Source organism: Rathayibacter sp. YIM 133350 (assembly GCF_037404875.1).
Classification (GTDB): Bacteria; Actinomycetota; Actinomycetes; order Actinomycetales; family Microbacteriaceae; genus Orlajensenia.
The window spans coordinates 203,092-219,574 of sequence record NZ_JBBELO010000033.1; the positions used below are offsets into that span (position 1 = coordinate 203,092).

Below are 16,483 nucleotides of genomic sequence, written 5' to 3' on the forward strand. Positions count from 1 at the left end.
GTCGGCACCTCACGCGATCACCGGTGGAGGCGGCCCTCAGCCACCGAGGGCGGCGTCCACGATCTCGCGGGCCTCGGCCTGCACCTGACGCAGGTGGTCTTCGCCGAGGAAGGACTCGGCGTAGATCTTGTAGACGTTCTCGGTGCCGCTGGGTCGCGCGGCGAACCAGGCGTTCTCACTGACCACCTTGACGCCGCCGATGGCCGCGTCGTTGCCCGGAGCCTTCGAGAGCTTCGCCGTGATCGGCTCCCCGGCGAGTTCCGTGGCGGCGATGGCGTCGCCGTCGAGCTTGCTCAGGGCCGACTTCTGCGCGGGCGTCGCCTCGGCATCCGTGCGCTGGTAGGCGGGGTCGCCGTGCTTGGCGACGAGCTTGGCGTAGAGCTGCGAGGGCGTCTGTCCGGTGACGGCGCGGATCTCGGAGGCGAGCAGCGCGAGCAGGATGCCGTCTTTGTCGGTCGTCCAGACCGTGCCGTCGAAACGAAGGAAGCTCGCGCCGGCACTCTCCTCGCCGCCGAAGGCGACGGATCCGTCGATGAGCCCGGGCACGAACCACTTGAACCCGACGGGCACCTCCCAGAGCCGACGGCCGAGGCTCGCCGCCACGCGGTCGATCATGCTCGATGAGACCAGGGTCTTGCCGATGGCGGCATCCGTGCGCCATCCCGATCGGTGCCCGTACAGATAGGCGATGGCCACCGCGAGGTAGTGGTTCGGGTTCATGAGACCGGCGTCGGGGGTCACGATGCCGTGCCGGTCGGCGTCGGCGTCGTTGCCCGTGAGGATGTCGTACTCGTTCTGGTGTCTCACGACGGAGGCCATTGCCGAGGGGCTGGAGGGATCCATGCGGATCTTGCCGTCCCAGTCGAGCGTCATGAAGCTCCAGGTGGGATCCACGGTGGGGTTCACGACCGTGAGGTCGATGCCGTAGCGCTCGGCGATCGCTCCCCAATAGCCGACGGAGGCGCCGCCCAAGGGGTCCGCGCCGATGCGGATGCCGCTGCGACGGATGGCGTCGAAGTCGATCACGTTCTCGAGATCGGCCACGTACATGCCGCGGAAGTCATAGGTCTCCACGGCGCTCGCCTCGCTCATGTTCACGCCGCGCAGTTCGTCGGCGATGAGTTCGTTGGCGCGATTCGCGATCCAGCTGGTGGCATCCGTGTCTGCGGGGCCGCCGTGCGGAGGGTTGTACTTGAACCCGCCGTCGGAGGGCGGGTTGTGGCTCGGGGTGACGACGATGCCGTCGGCGGTCTGGCCGCTCGAACGGTGGGCCGGATCGTTGTTCCACGTCAGGATGGCGTGCGAGAGCGCGGGCGTCGGCACGAAGTCGCCGTAGGCGTCCACGAGAACGGTGACGTCGTTTCCGACGAGAACCTCGAGTGCCGTGGTCATGGCGGGAGCGCTGAGCGCGTGCGTGTCGGCGCCGATGAACAGCGGGCCCTTGATGCCCTGGCCGGCCCGGTACTCGACGATCGCCTGCGTGGTCGCGGCGATGTGCCACTCGTTGAACGAGGTGGTGAGCGAGGAGCCGCGGTGCCCCGAGGTGCCGAACACCACCCGCTGCTCGGCGACCGAGGGATCCGGTCGCAGCTCGTGGTACGCGCGGATGAGCGCGTCCACGTCGATGAGGTCCGAAGGGCTTGCGGGCGTTCCTGCGCGATCCGTCATGAGCCCAGTCTGTCACCCGGGCCCCGTGGATATCGAGAGCGGTTGCAGCGCTCAGTAGGCTGTCGGCATGCCAGACGTGAGCGCCGCCGCCGAGAGCTACAGCTACCTCGGGCCTGCCGGAACGTTCACCGAGGCCGCACTGGCCCAGGTCGATGCCGCTCGCGGAAAGCACTGGCGCAGCGTGAACAACGTCGGTGAGGCGTTCGCCGACGTCGTCTCGGGGCGCAGCGTCGCCGCCATGATCGCGATCGAGAACTCGATCGAGGGCGGGGTCTCGGCCACTCAGGATGCGCTCGCGAGCGTGCCAGGGCTGCGCATCATCGGTGAATACCTCGTTCCGGTGAATTTCGTGCTCGTCGCGCGACCCGGAACCACGCTCGCCGACGTGAAGGTGCTCAACGCGCATCCCGTGGCCTACGCCCAGTGCCGCGGGTGGCTGGAAGCGACCCTGCCCGAGCACGGCCACATCCCCTCATCGAGCAACGTGGCGGCGGCGGCCGAGCTCTTCGAGAGCGGCCAGGCGGATGCCGCGATCGCTCCTCCGGGCATCATCGACCACCACGATCTCGTCGTGCTGGCCGAGAACATCGGCGACAACCCGAACGCCGTCACGCGATTCGTGCTCGTCAGCCGCATCCGCGACATCCCGGAGCGTACCGGTGCCGACAAGACCAGCCTCATCGTCGAATTGCCCGATGATCGCCCCGGCGCGCTGCTGGAGATGCTCGAGCAGTTCTCGACCCGCGGTGTGAACCTGAGCCTGCTCGAGTCCCGTCCGGTCGGCGACGCCCTCGGGCGCTACCGGTTCGTCGTCGACGCCGACGGCCACCTGCACGACGAACGCGTCGCTGACGCGCTGCTCGGCCTGCGCCGATTCAGCCCCCAGGTGATCTTCCTGGGCTCCTACCCCCGCGCCGACAAACGCCCCATCGAGTTCGTCTCGCGCTATGACGACGGGGTGTTCATCGAGGCACGTGACTGGCTGCGCGGCATCCTGAGCGGGGAACCCGACGCGGGTGCCGAGAACGGCATATAGGGGAAGCGGAGATGACCACGCCCGCTGACGACGACGTCAGATCACCCTACGATCCTCGTTTCGATCCGCGGTTCCAGCGCGGATACGTTCCCGAACCGCAGCCGGAGGGTGAGGGCGCGGATGAAGGGGAAGCGCAATCCCCTCGGCCGGTGGGCATCGACCCTCGCTTCGACCCGCGCTTCCAGCGCGGATACGACCCGGAACGACATGACCGGCCCGCGCGGGGCACCGATTCCGAGCGCCCGCTGTTCTCGTCGTCGCTGAAGAATCCGACCGGTGGCATCGGCGTGGGAACACCCGGCGTGTTGCCGCCCGCCCGAGACCGGCCTGCTCCGGATGCTGGTCGCCCAGTCGTCGATGAGACCGAAGCCGACGCGGACCTCGACGCCGACGCCGACGCCGAGGACGCGGACGCCGCGACGCATCCGGGTCCTGATCGGAGAAACCCATTCCTGATCGCGCTCTGGGTGGTCAGCGCCGTCCTCGTCGTCGCCGGCGCGTGGTTCATCGTGCAGGCCGCTTCCACCCCCACCTCGCGCTTCGTGCCATCGCTCACCGCCGGCGACATCTTCATTCAGACCGCGTGGACCGTCGCGCCGACGGCCGTCGGTGTCGGGCTCGCCGCGATGGTGGCCCTGACCCTGTTCCACGCGTTGCACTGGCGCGGTAGAGAGCGGGCGACGCGATGACGCCGCCCCGCAACCCCTGGGAGTTCGCACTGTGGGCTGCCGGAGTGCTCGGGCTCGCCGGGGTGGCCGGCGGGGGAGTCGCCCTCGTTCTGGCCCTGCCCGATCGGCTGCGCGAGCAGGAGTACGCGAACACCGACTGGGCCTGGGTCAACGTGCTCGAGGTGCTCGTGATTCCGGCGTGCGCAACCCTGCTGTTCGCGTCGACCCTCGCACTCGTGGCGTACTACGGCGTGCGCTGGGCCTCCGGCTCGCGGGCTCGGAGGGGCTGAGATGCACGGAGCGCTGCGGGGAATCGGTCGTCGTAGGCGTGGAGCGGCCCACGCCGGGGCGCTCGCCGTGGTCCTCGCCCTCGCCGGGTGCTCGTTCGAGGGTCGACTCGTCGAGGGCTTCGAGCAGAAACGCACGGATGCGCCCTTCTATGCGAGCCCGACGGCGCCGGCGGAACAGGCGGCACCCGGATCGATCGTGCGCGCCGACGTCATCGACAACCCGCCGAGCGGCAGCCGCGGCTGGCGCGTCGTGTACCACTCGACGGACCTCGGCGGCGACGACATCCAGGTCTCGGGCGTCATCGTCGCGCCGACGGCGCCGGCACCCTCCGGTGGGCGCACCGTCATCTCGTGGGCCCATCCGACCACCGGTACGGCTCCCCGATGCGGTCCCTCAGTGGGAGTGGACCCGTTCGATGACATCGAGGGCCTGACCGACCTGCTGAAGCGCGGCTACGTCGTTGCGGCCACCGACTATTCCGGCATGGGACTGCCCGGGCCGCCGTCGTACCTCATCGGTGAGACAGAGGGCCGCAATGTGCTCGACGCCGCCCGAGCGGCGCGAAAGCTCGGCGCGACGCATTCCTCATCGCGTGTGGCGCTCTGGGGGCACTCCCAAGGAGGGCAGGCCGCCCTCTTCGCGGCGCAACTGGCCACCAGTTACGCGCCCGAGCTGGCGGTGCAGGCTGTGGGAGTAGCCGCCCCGGCCGTCGACCTCGCCGCGCTCCTGACGGCTGACATCGTCGACGTGAGCGGCGTGAGCATCGGCGCCTACGCCTTCGCGGCGTACAGCGAGGTCTACGGGCCCACGACGCCGGGCGCCGACCTCGACGAGATCCTCACGCCCGCGGCTGCTGCGGCGGTGCCGAAGATGAACGCCCTCTGCCTGCTCGGCCAGAATGCGCAACTGCACGCCATCGCCGATCCGCTGGTCGGGGCGTTCCTCACGGCCGACCCGGCCACGACCGAGCCGTGGGCGAGCCTGCTCGCCGAGAACACGCCGGGAGCCGAGCGGATCAGCATTCCCCTCTACGTGGCCCAGGGTGACACGGATACGCTCGTGCGGCCGGGGCTCACGGATGCCTTCGTCGGTCGGCAGAGCGGCCTCGGGGCGGATGTGACCTACGAGAAGATCGCCGACACCGGTCACGGGCTGGTCGCTCTCAGGGCCCTCGGAACCTTCCTTCCGTGGCTCGAGGCCCACGCACCGGCCGTCGTCCCCTGATCGCCGCGCCCTGACCGCCGCGCTACGCCGCCAGTGCGGGCACCCGCACGAACAGCGAGCCGGGGTCGACCCAGGCGCGCAGCGTGCGCACGACGCTCACCTCGTCGCCGTCGAGCTCGAAGACGCGCGGATCGGCGAGGTCGACGGTGATGCCCGCTCCCTGCACCGTCGTCATGGTGGTCGGCCGGGCGGCATCCGTGAGCCTGATGATGCGGCGCCCCACCGAGAAGCGGCGCAGCACCCGGTTCTCCCAGGTCACCCGTCGCCAGATGTCGAGCCACCCGAAGAGGGTCTTGGGCTGCAGCATGGCGATGTCGAGCACGCCGTCATCGATGCGGGCCTCGGGGAACAGCAGGATGTTGCCGGGCAGCACCCCGCAGTTGCCGATGAGGATGGAACTGATGTGCGCATGGTGCAGCTCGGGGTCATCGAAGCGGTAACGGATGCGGAAGCGCGTGGCCTTCGGGATGGCGCGCACCCCGGAGTCGACGTAGGCGAGCCAGCCCACCCTGCGCTTGAGTTGGGGGTCGGCATTGGCGATCATGTCGGCGTCGATGCCGATGCCGGCCATGACGACGAAGGCGTGCTCCTCCTGCTCGCCGTGCTCGGTGGTCACCGACGCGACGCCGACATCGACCGACCGGGTCTCGCCGGCGAAGGCGATGTGCACGGCAGCCGTCAGGTCGCCCAGCGGCAGGCGGAGGTTGCGGGCGAGCAGGTTGCCGGTGCCCTGCGGCACGAGGGCGAGGGGGATCTCGCTTCCCCTCAGAGTGGCAGAGACGGCGCGCACCGTGCCGTCGCCTCCGACGGCCAGCACCATCGCCGCCCCTGCTTCGACCGCCTGCGCCGCGATCCCGTGGCCCGGATCTTCGATGGTCGTCTCGAGCCAGATCGTCTCGCCCCACCCGGCTGCCGCTGCGGCGGAATTTACGGCGATGCGCAGCCGCTGCATGTCGACCTTGGTCGGGTTCGCCACGACGGCCGCACGGCGTACTTCCGGTTGGGCGGACACGAGCACTACGGTACGGCATGCGCTCCCGCGCCCCGCAAGAGCGACCTCGGCCGTCAAATGGGCGATTGTAGACTGATCCGCGTGATCGATCCCGTCCTCCTGCGCGAGAACCCAGACCTCATCAAGGCCTCGCAAGAGGCGCGCGGCGACTCCCCTCAGCTCGTCGATGAGGCGCTTGCCGCCGACACCACCCGGCGGGCGGCCATCTCGGAGTTCGAGCGGCTGCGCGCCGAGCAGAACACCTTCGGCAAGCGCGTGGCGCAGGCCTCCGGCGATGAGAAGAAGGCGCTGGTGGCCGAGGTGCAGCAGCTCGCCGCCCGCGTCAAGGAGTCCAACCAGCAGGCGACGGATGCGGCGGCCCGGTTCGATGAGATCGTGCGGGGCATCGGCAACGTCATCATCGAGGGCGTGCCCGCAGGCGGCGAGAACGACTTCGTCACGCTGCGCGAGGTGGGCGGCATCCCGAGCTTCGACTTCGAACCGCGCGATCACCTCGAACTCGGCGAGTTGCTCGACGCGATCGACATGACGCGCGGGGCGAAGGTGAGCGGCGCACGGTTCTACTACCTGAAGGGAATCGGCGCCCGGCTCGAACTGGCCCTCATGTCGATGGCGCTGGATCGCGCGCTCGGCAACGGCTTCACGCCGCTCATCACCCCGACGCTCGTCAAGCCCGAGATCATGCAGGGCACGGGCTTCCTCGGCGCGCACTCCGATGAGATCTACTACCTGCCCGACGACGATCTCTACCTCACCGGGACGAGCGAGGTCGCCCTCGCCGGTTACCACTCCGACGAGATCATCGACCTCTCCAAAGGTCCGCTGCGCTACGCCGGCTGGTCGACCTGCTACCGGCGTGAGGCCGGCAGCCACGGCAAGGACACCCGCGGCATCATCCGCGTGCACCAGTTCAACAAGCTGGAGATGTTCGTCTACACCCTTCCCGAGCAGGCCGAGGCCGAGCACGAGCGCCTCCTCGGCTGGCAGGAGGAGATGCTCGGCGCGCTGGGGCTCAGCTACCGGGTGATCGACACCGCGGCGGGCGACCTGGGTTCCAGCGCCGCCCGCAAGTTCGACGTCGAGGCGTGGGTGCCCACGCAGGGCGCCTATCGTGAACTGACCTCGACGAGCAACTGCACGACCTTCCAGGCCCGCAGGCTCGAAACCCGCTACCGCACCGAGAGCGGAAAGACGGCTCCGGCGGCCACGCTGAACGGAACGCTCGCCACCACTCGATGGATCGTCGCCTTGCTCGAGACGCACCAGCAGGCGGACGGGTCGGTGCGCGTGCCCGAGGCGCTGCGCCCGTACCTCGGCGGCATCGAGGTGCTCCAGCCGGTCGTGCGCTGATGGGCGGTCCCGGAGCGATCCCCGGCGAGCATCGCTGGCTCATCGCCCTCGACGTGGACGGCACGATCATCCACGAGGACGAGACGCTCAGCCCGCTCGTGCGCGAAGAGGTGGAACGGGTGAACGAGCTCGGCCACGAGGTGCTGCTGGCCACCGGGCGCAGCTGGGAGACGGCGCACGAGATCCTGGGCGAGCTCGGCCTCGAGCCGGAGTTCGTGGTGTGTGCGAACGGCGCCATCGTGATGCGCCGTGACCCCACTGCGGCGTCGGGCTACCGCCGCGAGTGGGTCGAGACGTTCGATCCGGGACCGGTGCTGCGCCGCATCCGTTCCGAGTTGCCGCAGGGCCGCTTTCTCGTGGAGCACGCCGACGGCTTCCGGCTCTACACCGAGGGCATGACCGAGTGGAATCTCGACAATGCCCGCATGGTGGAGTTCGACGAATTGAGCGGGCAGCCCGCGACACGCGTCGTGGTCGTGTCTCCCGACCATGATCTCGAGGAGTTCCTCACTATCGTCGAGGGCATGGGCCTGCATCACGTCACCTACGCCATCGGCTGGACGGCCTGGCTCGACATCGCGCCCGAGGGCGTGAATAAGGCGACCGGGCTCGAGAAGGTGCGGGCATCACTCGACATCCCCTTCGATCGACTGTTCGCTGTGGGTGACGGACGGAACGACATCGACATGTTCCGCTGGGCGGGAGCCCATGGCCGCGCCGTCGCCATGGGGCAGGCTCCCGACGAGGTGAAGCGCGCCGCCACCGAGGTGACGGGAACCGTGTACGAAGACGGCCTCGCGCACGCGCTCGCATCCTTCACCGGAGGTCCCCGCTGAGCGACCTGGTGCGCCACGGCCGCCTGCGGCCCTCCAAGCCGATGTCGACCCTGCTGGGACTGCTCGGCATCGCGGTCTGCGTGCTGCTGGTGAGCGGCGCATCCGTCGTCGCCATCGCGCTGGCCAGCGTCACCGGTTCCATCAAGCCGACGATCGACCTGGACCCCATCGCGGGCCCGAGTGGAACGCCCAGTGCCCTGCCGATTCCCGAGATCGGCGCCATCCCCGGCGGAGTCAACCTGCTCGTCGTCGGCAGCGACAGTGGACAGGGCGACCCCCAGTACGGCGACCGCGGCGAGCACCTCGGCGACGTGACCATGCTCATGCACATCGCCAACGACCATTCGAACGCGACGGTCGTGAGCTTTCCGCGCGACCTGTTCGTGCGCATCCCCGAGTGCGATGCCTCCGAGGCCGAGGATGCCCCGGGCAGTGACGGCGGCACCGACAAGCTGAACACCGCCCTCTCCTACGGCGGCCTCGCCTGCACGGCCCGCACCATCAGCCAGCTCACGGGTCTTGAGATTCCGTATGCGGCCACCATCGAGTTCAACGGCGTCGTGGCCATGTCGAACGCGGTCGGCGGAGTGCCGGTCTGCGTCGCGGAGAAGATCGAGGACGAGTACACCGGGCTCTTCCTCGACCCCGGAATGCACACCCTGCAGGGCATCGACGCCCTGCAGTTCCTGCGCACCCGGCACGGCATCGCCACGGGGAGCGACACCGCGCGCATCTCGAACCAGCAGGTCTTCCTCGCTTCGCTCGCTCGCACCATCAAGAGCAACGACACCCTCACGAACCCGTTGAAGCTCTACGGGCTGGCCAAGGCGGCCGCCGACAACATGACCCTCTCGACGTCGCTCAACAACATCACCACCATGGTGTCGATTGCGAAGGCGCTCGCCGACATCCCGCTCGACCACGTGAGCTTCGTGCAGTATCCGAGCTACGCGGCCGATGGCGGGCTGCGCCCGCGGGAGGATGACGCGGACGTTCTCATGCAGGCCCTCGCGGCCGACCAGCCGATCATCCCCGGCGCGACAGGTGAGGGGAGCCAGGCGACCGATGGGCCGTCGGCCACTCCCGAGACGCCAGCCGCACCGGCCCCGAGCGAACCGGCCCCGACCGAACCCGGCCAGACGGCCGCGCCATCCGAGCCCGTTCAACTGCCCGAGAGCATCACGGGTCAGACGGCGGCGGAGCAGACCTGCAGCGTGGGGCGCACCCTCGACGACCAGTAGCGGCGGCGCCGCATCCGTTAGACTCACCGCGGTTGATCGTTCCTCGAACCGGCTCGTTCCCCGAGCCTGGCGAAGGGCGAGCGACAACCATGGAGGGCTGTCCGAGCGGCCGATGGAGCCAGTCTTGAAAACTGGTGGGCAGAAATGTCTCGTGGGTTCGAATCCCACGCCCTCCGCTCCATCCGATGACCCGGGATGCGGCGGATGCTGGCCGCGGCCGATTCTGGCGGCCACCGATCTGTGGTTATGATTGCTGTCGTATGTTCGCGTGCGAGCATCGGGAGACGTCGCATAGTTCGGCCTAGTGCACCACCCTGCTAAGGTGGAGTTCCCTCACGGGAACCGAGGGTTCAAATCCCTCCGTCTCCGCTCTGAAATGCCTGATGAGTGGGGTATTCACGGCACTTCTACGGAACCTTCGCCCACGTCGTGCCACCGTTCGTCATAGTGGGGTTGGCGACGCTGTTGACTCTTGTGCGGTAGGACCCTCGTCGCTAGCGACCCCCTGATCGATCACCTGCTGCGTCACTTCAGGGCTGTATCAGACTGCCGAGTACGCAGAATCGGCGGGTACTCCCGCACTGAGCTCGCAGAAATCGCGGGTGCTGCGGCTCTCACGCCCACAAAAACTGCGGGTTCGAGACCTTGCGAGCGCCGATTGACAGTTAGAGATCTAACAGTCATACTTCTAATATGAGCGAGCGATCGATGGGAACCAGCACCGGCCTGGAGTTGGTGCGCTGGATCGGTTGGGCCCAACGCAAGGCGGGCGAGGACTGGATTCGGGCGCGCGAGCTCACCCATGAGCAGGCGTTCGCACTGGGCTTCCTGGTCCAGAATCCCGGTTCCATTCAGCGCGACATCGCCCAGATGACGCGCACCAGCGCCGCGAGCGTGTCGAGCCTGCTGCAGGGGCTCGAACGACGCGGTCTCATCGAACGTCGAACGGAGGGTGGCAATGAACGGAGCAAGCGAGTCTCAGCGACGCCCGCCGGAGCAGAACTCATCGCGGGCTTCGACGCCGCCATGGCGCAGGCCGATGAGAGCATCCTCGCCCCTCTGAACGACGACGAGCGGGCCGCGCTGAACACGCTGCTCAGAAAGATCACCGCGCACCTGCCGCAACCCACTCGGCCCTAGCCGAGCGCGCGTCTTCGACGCGTTCCTCCTCGCCCTCTCGCGGCACAGCCGCGCTTGCATTCCCCTCGCCGTGCCGGCGCTCGTCGGCGCGCCCTCGAACGTACCCGGCGGCTCCGCGCTGCCCGGAAAGGAGCAGTCATGAGCACCATCGCCCTCGAAACCCCCGCCGAATCGGATGCCGTCGGCAGCAACCGCTGGTATCTCTCCACGGCCCCGATCCTCCGTGCCCTCCTGCACCTCTGCGTGCCGATGGCTGCCGCGATGATCGTCGGAGCCGTCTACAACGTGATCAACGCCGGCTTCATCGGCTCGCTCCACGACAGTGCGCTTCTGGCAGCCGTCACCTTCGGCACGCCGGTCCTCGGCCTCGTCATGGCCGTCGGTGGCGTGTTCGGCGTCGGCGGCGGCGCACTCATCTCCCGCCTTCTCGGCGCCTCCGAGCACGATCCAGAGAAAGCCGGTGAGATCAAGCGGGTCTCCTCCTTCGCCGTCTGGGGTTCCGCGATCGCCGGAGCGGTAGTCGGAGGCGTCGGCCTGTCGTTGCTGCATCCGCTCGTGGCGCTGCTCGGGGCGGATGCCGCCGCCGCCGACGCGACGAGCGCTTACGTCGGGGTCATGCTCGCCTTCGTGCCCGTGCTCGCCGCGGCCTTCTGCCTCGAGCAACTCGTGCGGGCAGAAGGTGCATCGCGCCAGGTCATGGTCGGGTTGATCGCCTCCACGATCGCCAACCTGCTTTTCGACGTGCTGTTCATCCTCGTGCTGCACTGGGGTGTGGCCGGCGCCGCGCTCGCGATGGGTGTCTCGAATCTCGCGGTCGTCGTCTACTTCATCGTCTGGTTGCAGCGCAACAGCGAGCACGTGAGCCTCGCGCCGCGCTGGTTCACGCTCTCGTCGGCGGTGCTGAAGCCGGTGTTCGGCGTGGGAATCGGCGAACTGCTGCAGTCCGCATTCCTCATCGTCACGTCGCTGGTCCTGAACAACCTGGCTGCCGCCTATGGAGACGGCCCACTCGCCGCCATGGGCGTCGCGGTGCGCATCGCGCAGGTGCCCGAGTTCCTTTTGATGGGGGTGACGCTCGGCGTGCTCCCACTGCTCGCCTACGCGTACGGACGCGGCGACCGCCGGCGCCTGATGAGTGCCGTGCGCGCATCCGCCATCACCGTGGGCGGCATCGCGCTGCTCTTCTCCGCCGTCGTCTACGTCTTCCGCGACCAGGTCTTCGGCGCCTTCGTGCCCGACCCTTCCGTGCTGGCGATCGGGGTCAGCATCCTCACGGCACAGCTCGTCGCGATGATCGCGAACGGGTTCGCCGGCCTCATCACCTCGCTGTTCCAGGCCACCGGACGAGCGCTCCCGGCGACGGTCATGTCGATCTCCCAGGGTGTGCTGTTCATTCCGATCGTGATCCTCGGCAACCTCTGGTTCGGCCTGCCCGGCATCATCTGGGCCCTGACGATCACGGAGGGGATCGTGTTCCTCGTCGGCGTAGTCATGTGGCTCGCGTCGCGTCGCAGCATCGACCGCGGACTCGCCGAGGGTGCTCCGGAGCGCGCTGAGCAGGCGCTCGAGCAGGCGCACGGCTGAGCCCTGGCGAGGGGCGCGACCCGTCCGCTGATGCACCGGCGGCTTCAGCGGTTCAGCACCTCGGCGACCACGTGAGCGGCGACGTCGGCGACGGCCTTGGCCCTCGCCGTCGTGCGCACCGAGCGCAGCGCGGCCAGCACGACGGGAAGAGAGGGAACGTTGTCGGCGATGGGAAGGGCGGCGACGCGCTGTCCGTCGTAGGTGAGGTCGTGCCGTGGTCGCTGGTTGAGAATCGAGAAACCGTGCCCCCGCGCGACGAAGGCCCGCACGGTCTCGAAGTTCATGGAGCGGTGACGGATCTCGGGTTGAAGCCCGACGGACGCGAGGATGCCGAGGAAGTAGTCGCGGCTGTGCGGCAGGTCGAGCAGAATCATCGGCTCACGCGACAGCTCGCGCAGGAAGATCTGCGGCGCGGCGCTCAACGGGTGGTCAGCCGAGACCAGCACGTGGGGAGGGATGTCGGAGAGAACGCTCTTGCGAACCTCCTCGCCCAGCCCGAAGTCGTAGCCGACCAGGAGCTCGACGCGTCCGTCCCGCAACGCCGACCGGGCGGCATCCGCATCGAGCTCATCGACTTCGATGTCGACGTGCGGATGGGCCATGCGCATGCGGCTCACGATCGCGGGCAGGATGAACGGCGCAAGGGTGACGAAGCAGCCGATGCGGATCGTGCCCCGCACCTGGTTGTCGATTCCCCGTGCGGTGTCGAGCGCCTCTTCGAGGTTGAGCAGCAGCGCCCGGGCGTCGCCGAGGAACTGCTGACCGGCCGGGGTCAGCGCGAGCCCGCGAGAGCGTTGGCGGATGAAGAGCTGCGCCCCTACCTGCTGTTCGAGTTGTGCGATGGCGGATGAGACGGCCGACTGGGCGACGAAGAGTTCTTCCGCCGCGCGCGTCATCGAGAGCTGCGTGGCGGCCTCGATGAAGTACCGCAGTTGCGCCAGAGTGACGTCGGGCTTCCTGGTCACAGCGGCCCTCTCTTTACGCCCATGTTTCGGCGCGATTTCGCCGCGGCCAGCATCTGTCAAGGTGATGCAGTGGTTCACGCAACTCTACTTGATAGATGCGGATGTTGGGCACAGGCTTCTATGCCAAGCGACGGCACCGTGCCGGCCGACCCTATCCGTATCGGAGAATAGGAGCCACGATGACTGCCGTCGAAATCGAAACGTCAAACATACGAACGCAGCACTTCAGGAAGACGCTCGGCAGGATGGACATCGTCTTCCTGTCGCTCAGTGCGATCATCGCGATCGATACCGTCGCGCAGATCGCCGCGGGCGGCGGCGCCGAGGCGTTCACCTGGACCTTGGTGATCGGCGTCACCTTCCTGATTCCGTACGCCCTCATCATGGCGGAGCTGGGCAGCACCTTCCATGAAGAGGGCGGCCCCTTCGTCTGGGTGCGGCTGGCCTTCGGCAAGTTGACCGCCGCCATCGCGACCATGTTCTACTGGATCACGAACCCACTGTGGATGGGCGGATCGCTCGTCTTCATCTCGGCGGCGACCTGGAGCGCCTACATCTCGCCGCTGCCGGAAGGCAGCCTCTGGGACTACGTCTTCAAGCTGGTCTTCATCTGGCTCGCCATCGGAACCGCCATCATCGGCCTGCAGTACGGCAAGCACATCGTGGCGGCCGGGGCGATCGTGAAGATCGCGTTGCTGCTCATCTTCGTCGTGACAGTCGGCATCTATGCGCTCCGTCACGGCGTGCACGGCTACGCTGTGGGCGACTTCTCGCCGACCCTCGGCGGCTTCCTCGCAGTGACCCCGGTCATCCTGTTCGCCGTGGTGGGCTTCGAGGCACCGAATGGCGCCGCCGAGGAGATGCGCAACCCGCAGAAGGATGTGCCACGGGCGATCGCATCCTCGGGCACCGTCTCGATCCTCTGCTACCTCGTGCCGATCTTCGCGATCCTCGCCGTACTGCCCGCAGCCAAGGTGCAGGGGGCGAGCGGGTTCCTCGATGCCTTCCGTGAGGTCTTCACCGTCTATGGACTGGCGTCGGGTCCGGTCATGTTCATCGCTGGGCTTCTCTTCGTCTTCGTCGTGCTGACGCAGGCGAGCGCGTGGATGATCGCCTCCGACCGGGTTCAGGCCGCCGCTGGTGCGGACGGGGCGTTCTTCCGCTACTTCGGGGTGTTCTCGGCTCGCTTCGGCACGCCGGTTCGCATGAACCTGCTGTCCGGAATCATCGCCTCCGTCTTCTGCGTGGCGGCGACGGTGCTTCTCGAAGGCAGCACCGCCGACGTCTTCAGCGTGGTGCTCATCATCGCCATCTCGACGCTCCTGCTCTCGTATCTGGTCATCTTCCCGACCGTGCTCGTGCTTCGGCGCCGATTCGCGGACGTGGAGCGCCCGTTCCGGGTTCCAGGGGGCCGCGCTGGCCTGTGGGTCTGCACGGCCGTCATCTACCTGTGGGTGCTGTTGGGCTCGTGGGTGGCCGTCTTCCCCGGAACGCTGGAGTCGCTCTTCGGAATCGACTACGACTTCGTCGACGGCTGGGGCGTGAACCGACTCACCTTCGAGGTCTTCACGGTGGGCACACTCGTAGTGATCACGGTCCTCGCGCTCGCGGGCTACTTCTGGGAAGCCCGTGCGTCAGCCCGGCGCCTGGCAATCCCTGAGGCGTCGGCCGAGGCGACGTCGGAGCCGACCACCCCGGCTACCGCTTAGCGGCCGGCCTGCGGGACGAAGGGGAGGCCGCCGGGCAGCTTGGATCCAGCGCCCGGCGGCCACGCCTTTCGGCGCTAACCGTGCTGGAACCAGACGGTCTTCATGCCCACGTAGTTGTCGATGGCATGGCGGGAGAGGTCGCGACCGAACCCGGATCCCTTGAAACCGCCGAACGGGGTGGTGAGGCCGAGTGCATCGACGGTGTTGACCGAGACCGTGCCGGCCACGAGCCGTTCGGAGACCCGGTGCGCGCGCGAGAGGTTGGAGGTCCACACGGATGCCGCGAGCCCGTAGTCCGTGGCATTCGCGGCCTGGACGGCCGCATCCTCGTCATCGAACGCTTGCACGATCACGAGCGGTCCGAAGACCTCCTCCCGATGCAGCTCGTGCGTCAGGGGCAGCCCCAGCACGATGGCCGGGTCGATGAAGGCGCTCGACTCGCCCCGGGTGATGCGCTCGCCTCCGATGAGCTCGCCGTCTCGGGCGGCTGCGGCAATCGCCCGCGCCACGTTGTCGGCGTGAGCCTCGGTGATGAGCGCGCCGTTGCCGCTGTCATCGCTGAGCGGATCGCCGGAACGGTAGCGCGTGGCGGCGGCGACCAGCAGCGCGACGAACTCGTCGTAGACGTCGCGTTGCACGAAGATCCGTGAGTTGGCCGAGCACACCTCGCCTTGGTTGTAGAACGCTCCGAAGGCCGCTTTCTCGGCCGCAACGGCGAGGTTCTCGGTGTCGGCGAAGACGATGTTGGAACACTTGCCTCCGGCCTCGAGGCTCAGCCGCTTGAGGTTCGACTGACCGGAGTAGAGCATCAGCTGCTTGGCCACAGCGGTTGAACCGGTGAACGTGACCGCGTCGACGTCCATGTGAGTTCCCAGCGCCCGCCCCGTCACGGAACCGAAACCCGGCACGACGTTGAGCACGCCTGCGGGGAGCCCCGCCTCGAGTGCCAGTTCGCCCAATCGCAGAGCCGTGAGGCTCGTCGCCTCTGCCGGCTTGAGAACGACGCTGTTCCCCACCAGGAGGGCGGGCGCGAGTTTCCATGCCGCGATCTCGAGCGGATAATTCCACGGCACGATCGCACCGACCACGCCGAGCGGAGCGCGCGTTACGAGCGCGGTGGAACCCGGCGGTGTCGCCGGTACCTCGTCGTACAGCTTGTCAGCGAGCTCGCCGTACCAGCGGAAAGTGGCGGCTGTCCCTGGCACATCGACCGTGCGCGTCTGTGACAGCGGCTTGCCCATATCGAGTGACTCGAGCAGCGCGAGCTGTTCCGCATCCCGGTCGATGAGGTCGGCGAGGGCGCGAAGAACGGCGCCGCGCCCGGCGGCGTCGCGGCGGCTCCATGCGCCGGATTCGTACACGGCGCGGCTGTCACGTACCGCCCGATCGACGTCTTCGACGTCGGCCTTGGCGATCTCGCCGAGCGGTTGCCCCGTTGCCGGATTGACGCTGAGGAATGTCTCGCCGGAGGCGGCCGAGGTGCGCTGCCCGCCGATCACCGCTCGCCCGTCGAGCTGCAGGGTCGGGGAAGTCATCATGGGCTTTCTCCTGGTGTGTGCGGCGCCGACCACTGCTCGACGAGGGAATCAGGGCTTCTGGGCAGAGTACGCATGCCCCGGTTCGTTCTCCGAACGGAAGATTCCGTTGCACCACATCTGTCCCGGTGATGGGCCGGAGGATCACGGCACCCGGCAGCAGAGGATGCGGCCAAGTGGGGTGGAGCGGCGCAGGCCATGTTTCCAGATCGATTCTGATGATT

14 protein-coding genes and 2 tRNA genes are annotated in these 16,483 nt (G+C 68.0%); 12 read left to right on the forward strand and 4 right to left on the reverse strand.

The genetic code is table 11. The features are described from left to right. Positions 1-36 precede the first annotated feature (36 nt). The gene (gene pgm / locus WDJ51_RS11440) at positions 37-1,668 is read right to left on the reverse strand and encodes a phosphoglucomutase (alpha-D-glucose-1,6-bisphosphate-dependent) (protein ID WP_337852587.1); all 1,632 of its coding nucleotides are present in this window, start codon (positions 1,666-1,668) and stop codon (positions 37-39) included. A 67-nt stretch (positions 1,669-1,735) separates the two neighbouring features. Here pgm and pheA point away from each other — a divergent pair, with 67 nt between their 5' ends. The 4 genes from pheA (at position 1,736) to WDJ51_RS11460 (ending at position 4,887) form a co-directional block, all read left to right on the forward strand. Then, a complete protein-coding gene (gene pheA, locus WDJ51_RS11445) occupies positions 1,736-2,704 on the forward strand; it encodes a prephenate dehydratase (RefSeq protein ID WP_337852588.1) in 969 nt (322 codons plus the stop codon). A 149-nt stretch (positions 2,705-2,853) separates the two neighbouring features. Further along, positions 2,854-3,393 carry a hypothetical protein gene (locus WDJ51_RS11450; protein WP_337852589.1) on the forward strand — a complete coding sequence of 180 codons (540 nt, stop codon included), beginning with the start codon at positions 2,854-2,856 and terminating at the stop codon, positions 3,391-3,393. After that, a complete protein-coding gene (locus WDJ51_RS11455) occupies positions 3,390-3,662 on the forward strand; it encodes a hypothetical protein (protein ID WP_337852590.1) in 273 nt (90 codons plus the stop codon). Before WDJ51_RS11450 ends, WDJ51_RS11455 begins: the two co-directional genes overlap by 4 nt. A 67-nt stretch (positions 3,663-3,729) precedes the next feature. Continuing rightward, on the forward strand, positions 3,730-4,887 hold the full coding sequence (locus tag WDJ51_RS11460; protein WP_337852591.1) for an alpha/beta fold hydrolase: 1,158 nt from the start codon (positions 3,730-3,732) through the stop codon (positions 4,885-4,887). A gap of 22 nt (positions 4,888-4,909) precedes the next feature. Here the strand turns inward: WDJ51_RS11460 and WDJ51_RS11465 are convergent, their stop codons facing one another. Then, positions 4,910-5,899: a diacylglycerol/lipid kinase family protein gene (locus WDJ51_RS11465; protein ID WP_337852592.1), complete on the reverse strand. Its 990-nt coding sequence runs from the start codon at positions 5,897-5,899 to the stop codon at positions 4,910-4,912. An 81-nt stretch (positions 5,900-5,980) separates the two neighbouring features. Here WDJ51_RS11465 and serS point away from each other — a divergent pair, with 81 nt between their 5' ends. From serS to WDJ51_RS11500, 7 genes are all read left to right on the forward strand, one after another. Continuing rightward, on the forward strand, positions 5,981-7,249 hold the full coding sequence (gene serS, locus WDJ51_RS11470) for a serine--tRNA ligase (protein ID WP_337852593.1): 1,269 nt from the start codon (positions 5,981-5,983) through the stop codon (positions 7,247-7,249). After that, positions 7,249-8,085: an HAD family hydrolase gene (locus WDJ51_RS11475; RefSeq protein WP_337852594.1), complete on the forward strand. Its 837-nt coding sequence runs from the start codon at positions 7,249-7,251 to the stop codon at positions 8,083-8,085. Before serS ends, WDJ51_RS11475 begins: the two co-directional genes overlap by 1 nt. An 8-nt stretch (positions 8,086-8,093) precedes the next feature. Continuing rightward, positions 8,094-9,326, forward strand: coding sequence for an LCP family protein (locus WDJ51_RS11480; protein WP_337852595.1), 1,233 nt, complete (start codon positions 8,094-8,096; stop codon positions 9,324-9,326). A 91-nt stretch (positions 9,327-9,417) separates the two neighbouring features. After that, positions 9,418-9,502, forward strand: a tRNA-Ser gene (locus WDJ51_RS11485). Between the two features lie 104 nt (positions 9,503-9,606). Beyond that, a tRNA-Ser gene (locus WDJ51_RS11490) sits at positions 9,607-9,695 on the forward strand. A gap of 324 nt (positions 9,696-10,019) precedes the next feature. Next, entirely contained in the window at positions 10,020-10,466 is a 447-nt protein-coding gene (locus WDJ51_RS11495; RefSeq protein WP_337852596.1) for a MarR family winged helix-turn-helix transcriptional regulator, read from the forward strand. A 138-nt stretch (positions 10,467-10,604) separates the two neighbouring features. Further along, positions 10,605-12,050 (forward strand): MATE family efflux transporter, encoded by a 1,446-nt coding sequence (locus WDJ51_RS11500; protein WP_337852597.1) that lies wholly within the window; start codon positions 10,605-10,607, stop codon positions 12,048-12,050. A 44-nt stretch (positions 12,051-12,094) separates the two neighbouring features. Here the strand turns inward: WDJ51_RS11500 and WDJ51_RS11505 are convergent, their stop codons facing one another. Beyond that, the gene (locus WDJ51_RS11505; RefSeq protein ID WP_337852598.1) at positions 12,095-13,015 is read right to left on the reverse strand and encodes a LysR family transcriptional regulator; all 921 of its coding nucleotides are present in this window, start codon (positions 13,013-13,015) and stop codon (positions 12,095-12,097) included. 245 nt (positions 13,016-13,260) lie between these two features. Between WDJ51_RS11505 and WDJ51_RS11510 the strand changes: the two genes are divergently transcribed. Further along, positions 13,261-14,724, forward strand: coding sequence for an APC family permease (locus WDJ51_RS11510; protein ID WP_337852599.1), 1,464 nt, complete (start codon positions 13,261-13,263; stop codon positions 14,722-14,724). A gap of 74 nt (positions 14,725-14,798) precedes the next feature. Here the strand turns inward: WDJ51_RS11510 and WDJ51_RS11515 are convergent, their stop codons facing one another. Then, a complete protein-coding gene (locus WDJ51_RS11515) occupies positions 14,799-16,262 on the reverse strand; it encodes an aldehyde dehydrogenase family protein (protein WP_337852600.1) in 1,464 nt (487 codons plus the stop codon). Between the last annotated feature and the right edge of the window lie 221 nt (positions 16,263-16,483).

Excerpts from the sequence above, each read along its gene's own strand:
- WDJ51_RS11455 (WP_337852590.1), top strand. The coding sequence starts at position 3,390 with ATGACGCCGCCCCGCAACCCCTGGGAGTTCGCACTGTGGGCTGCCGGA.
- WDJ51_RS11510 (WP_337852599.1), top strand. The coding sequence starts at position 13,261 with ATGGACATCGTCTTCCTGTCGCTCAGTGCGATCATCGCGATCGATACC.
- pheA (WP_337852588.1), top strand. The coding sequence starts at position 1,736 with ATGCCAGACGTGAGCGCCGCCGCCGAGAGCTACAGCTACCTCGGGCCT.
- WDJ51_RS11500 (WP_337852597.1), top strand. The coding sequence starts at position 10,605 with ATGAGCACCATCGCCCTCGAAACCCCCGCCGAATCGGATGCCGTCGGC.
- pgm (WP_337852587.1), bottom strand. The coding sequence starts at position 1,668 with ATGACGGATCGCGCAGGAACGCCCGCAAGCCCTTCGGACCTCATCGAC.
- WDJ51_RS11495 (WP_337852596.1), top strand. The coding sequence starts at position 10,020 with ATGAGCGAGCGATCGATGGGAACCAGCACCGGCCTGGAGTTGGTGCGC.
- WDJ51_RS11475 (WP_337852594.1), top strand. The coding sequence starts at position 7,249 with ATGGGCGGTCCCGGAGCGATCCCCGGCGAGCATCGCTGGCTCATCGCC.
- WDJ51_RS11515 (WP_337852600.1), bottom strand. The coding sequence starts at position 16,262 with ATGATGACTTCCCCGACCCTGCAGCTCGACGGGCGAGCGGTGATCGGC.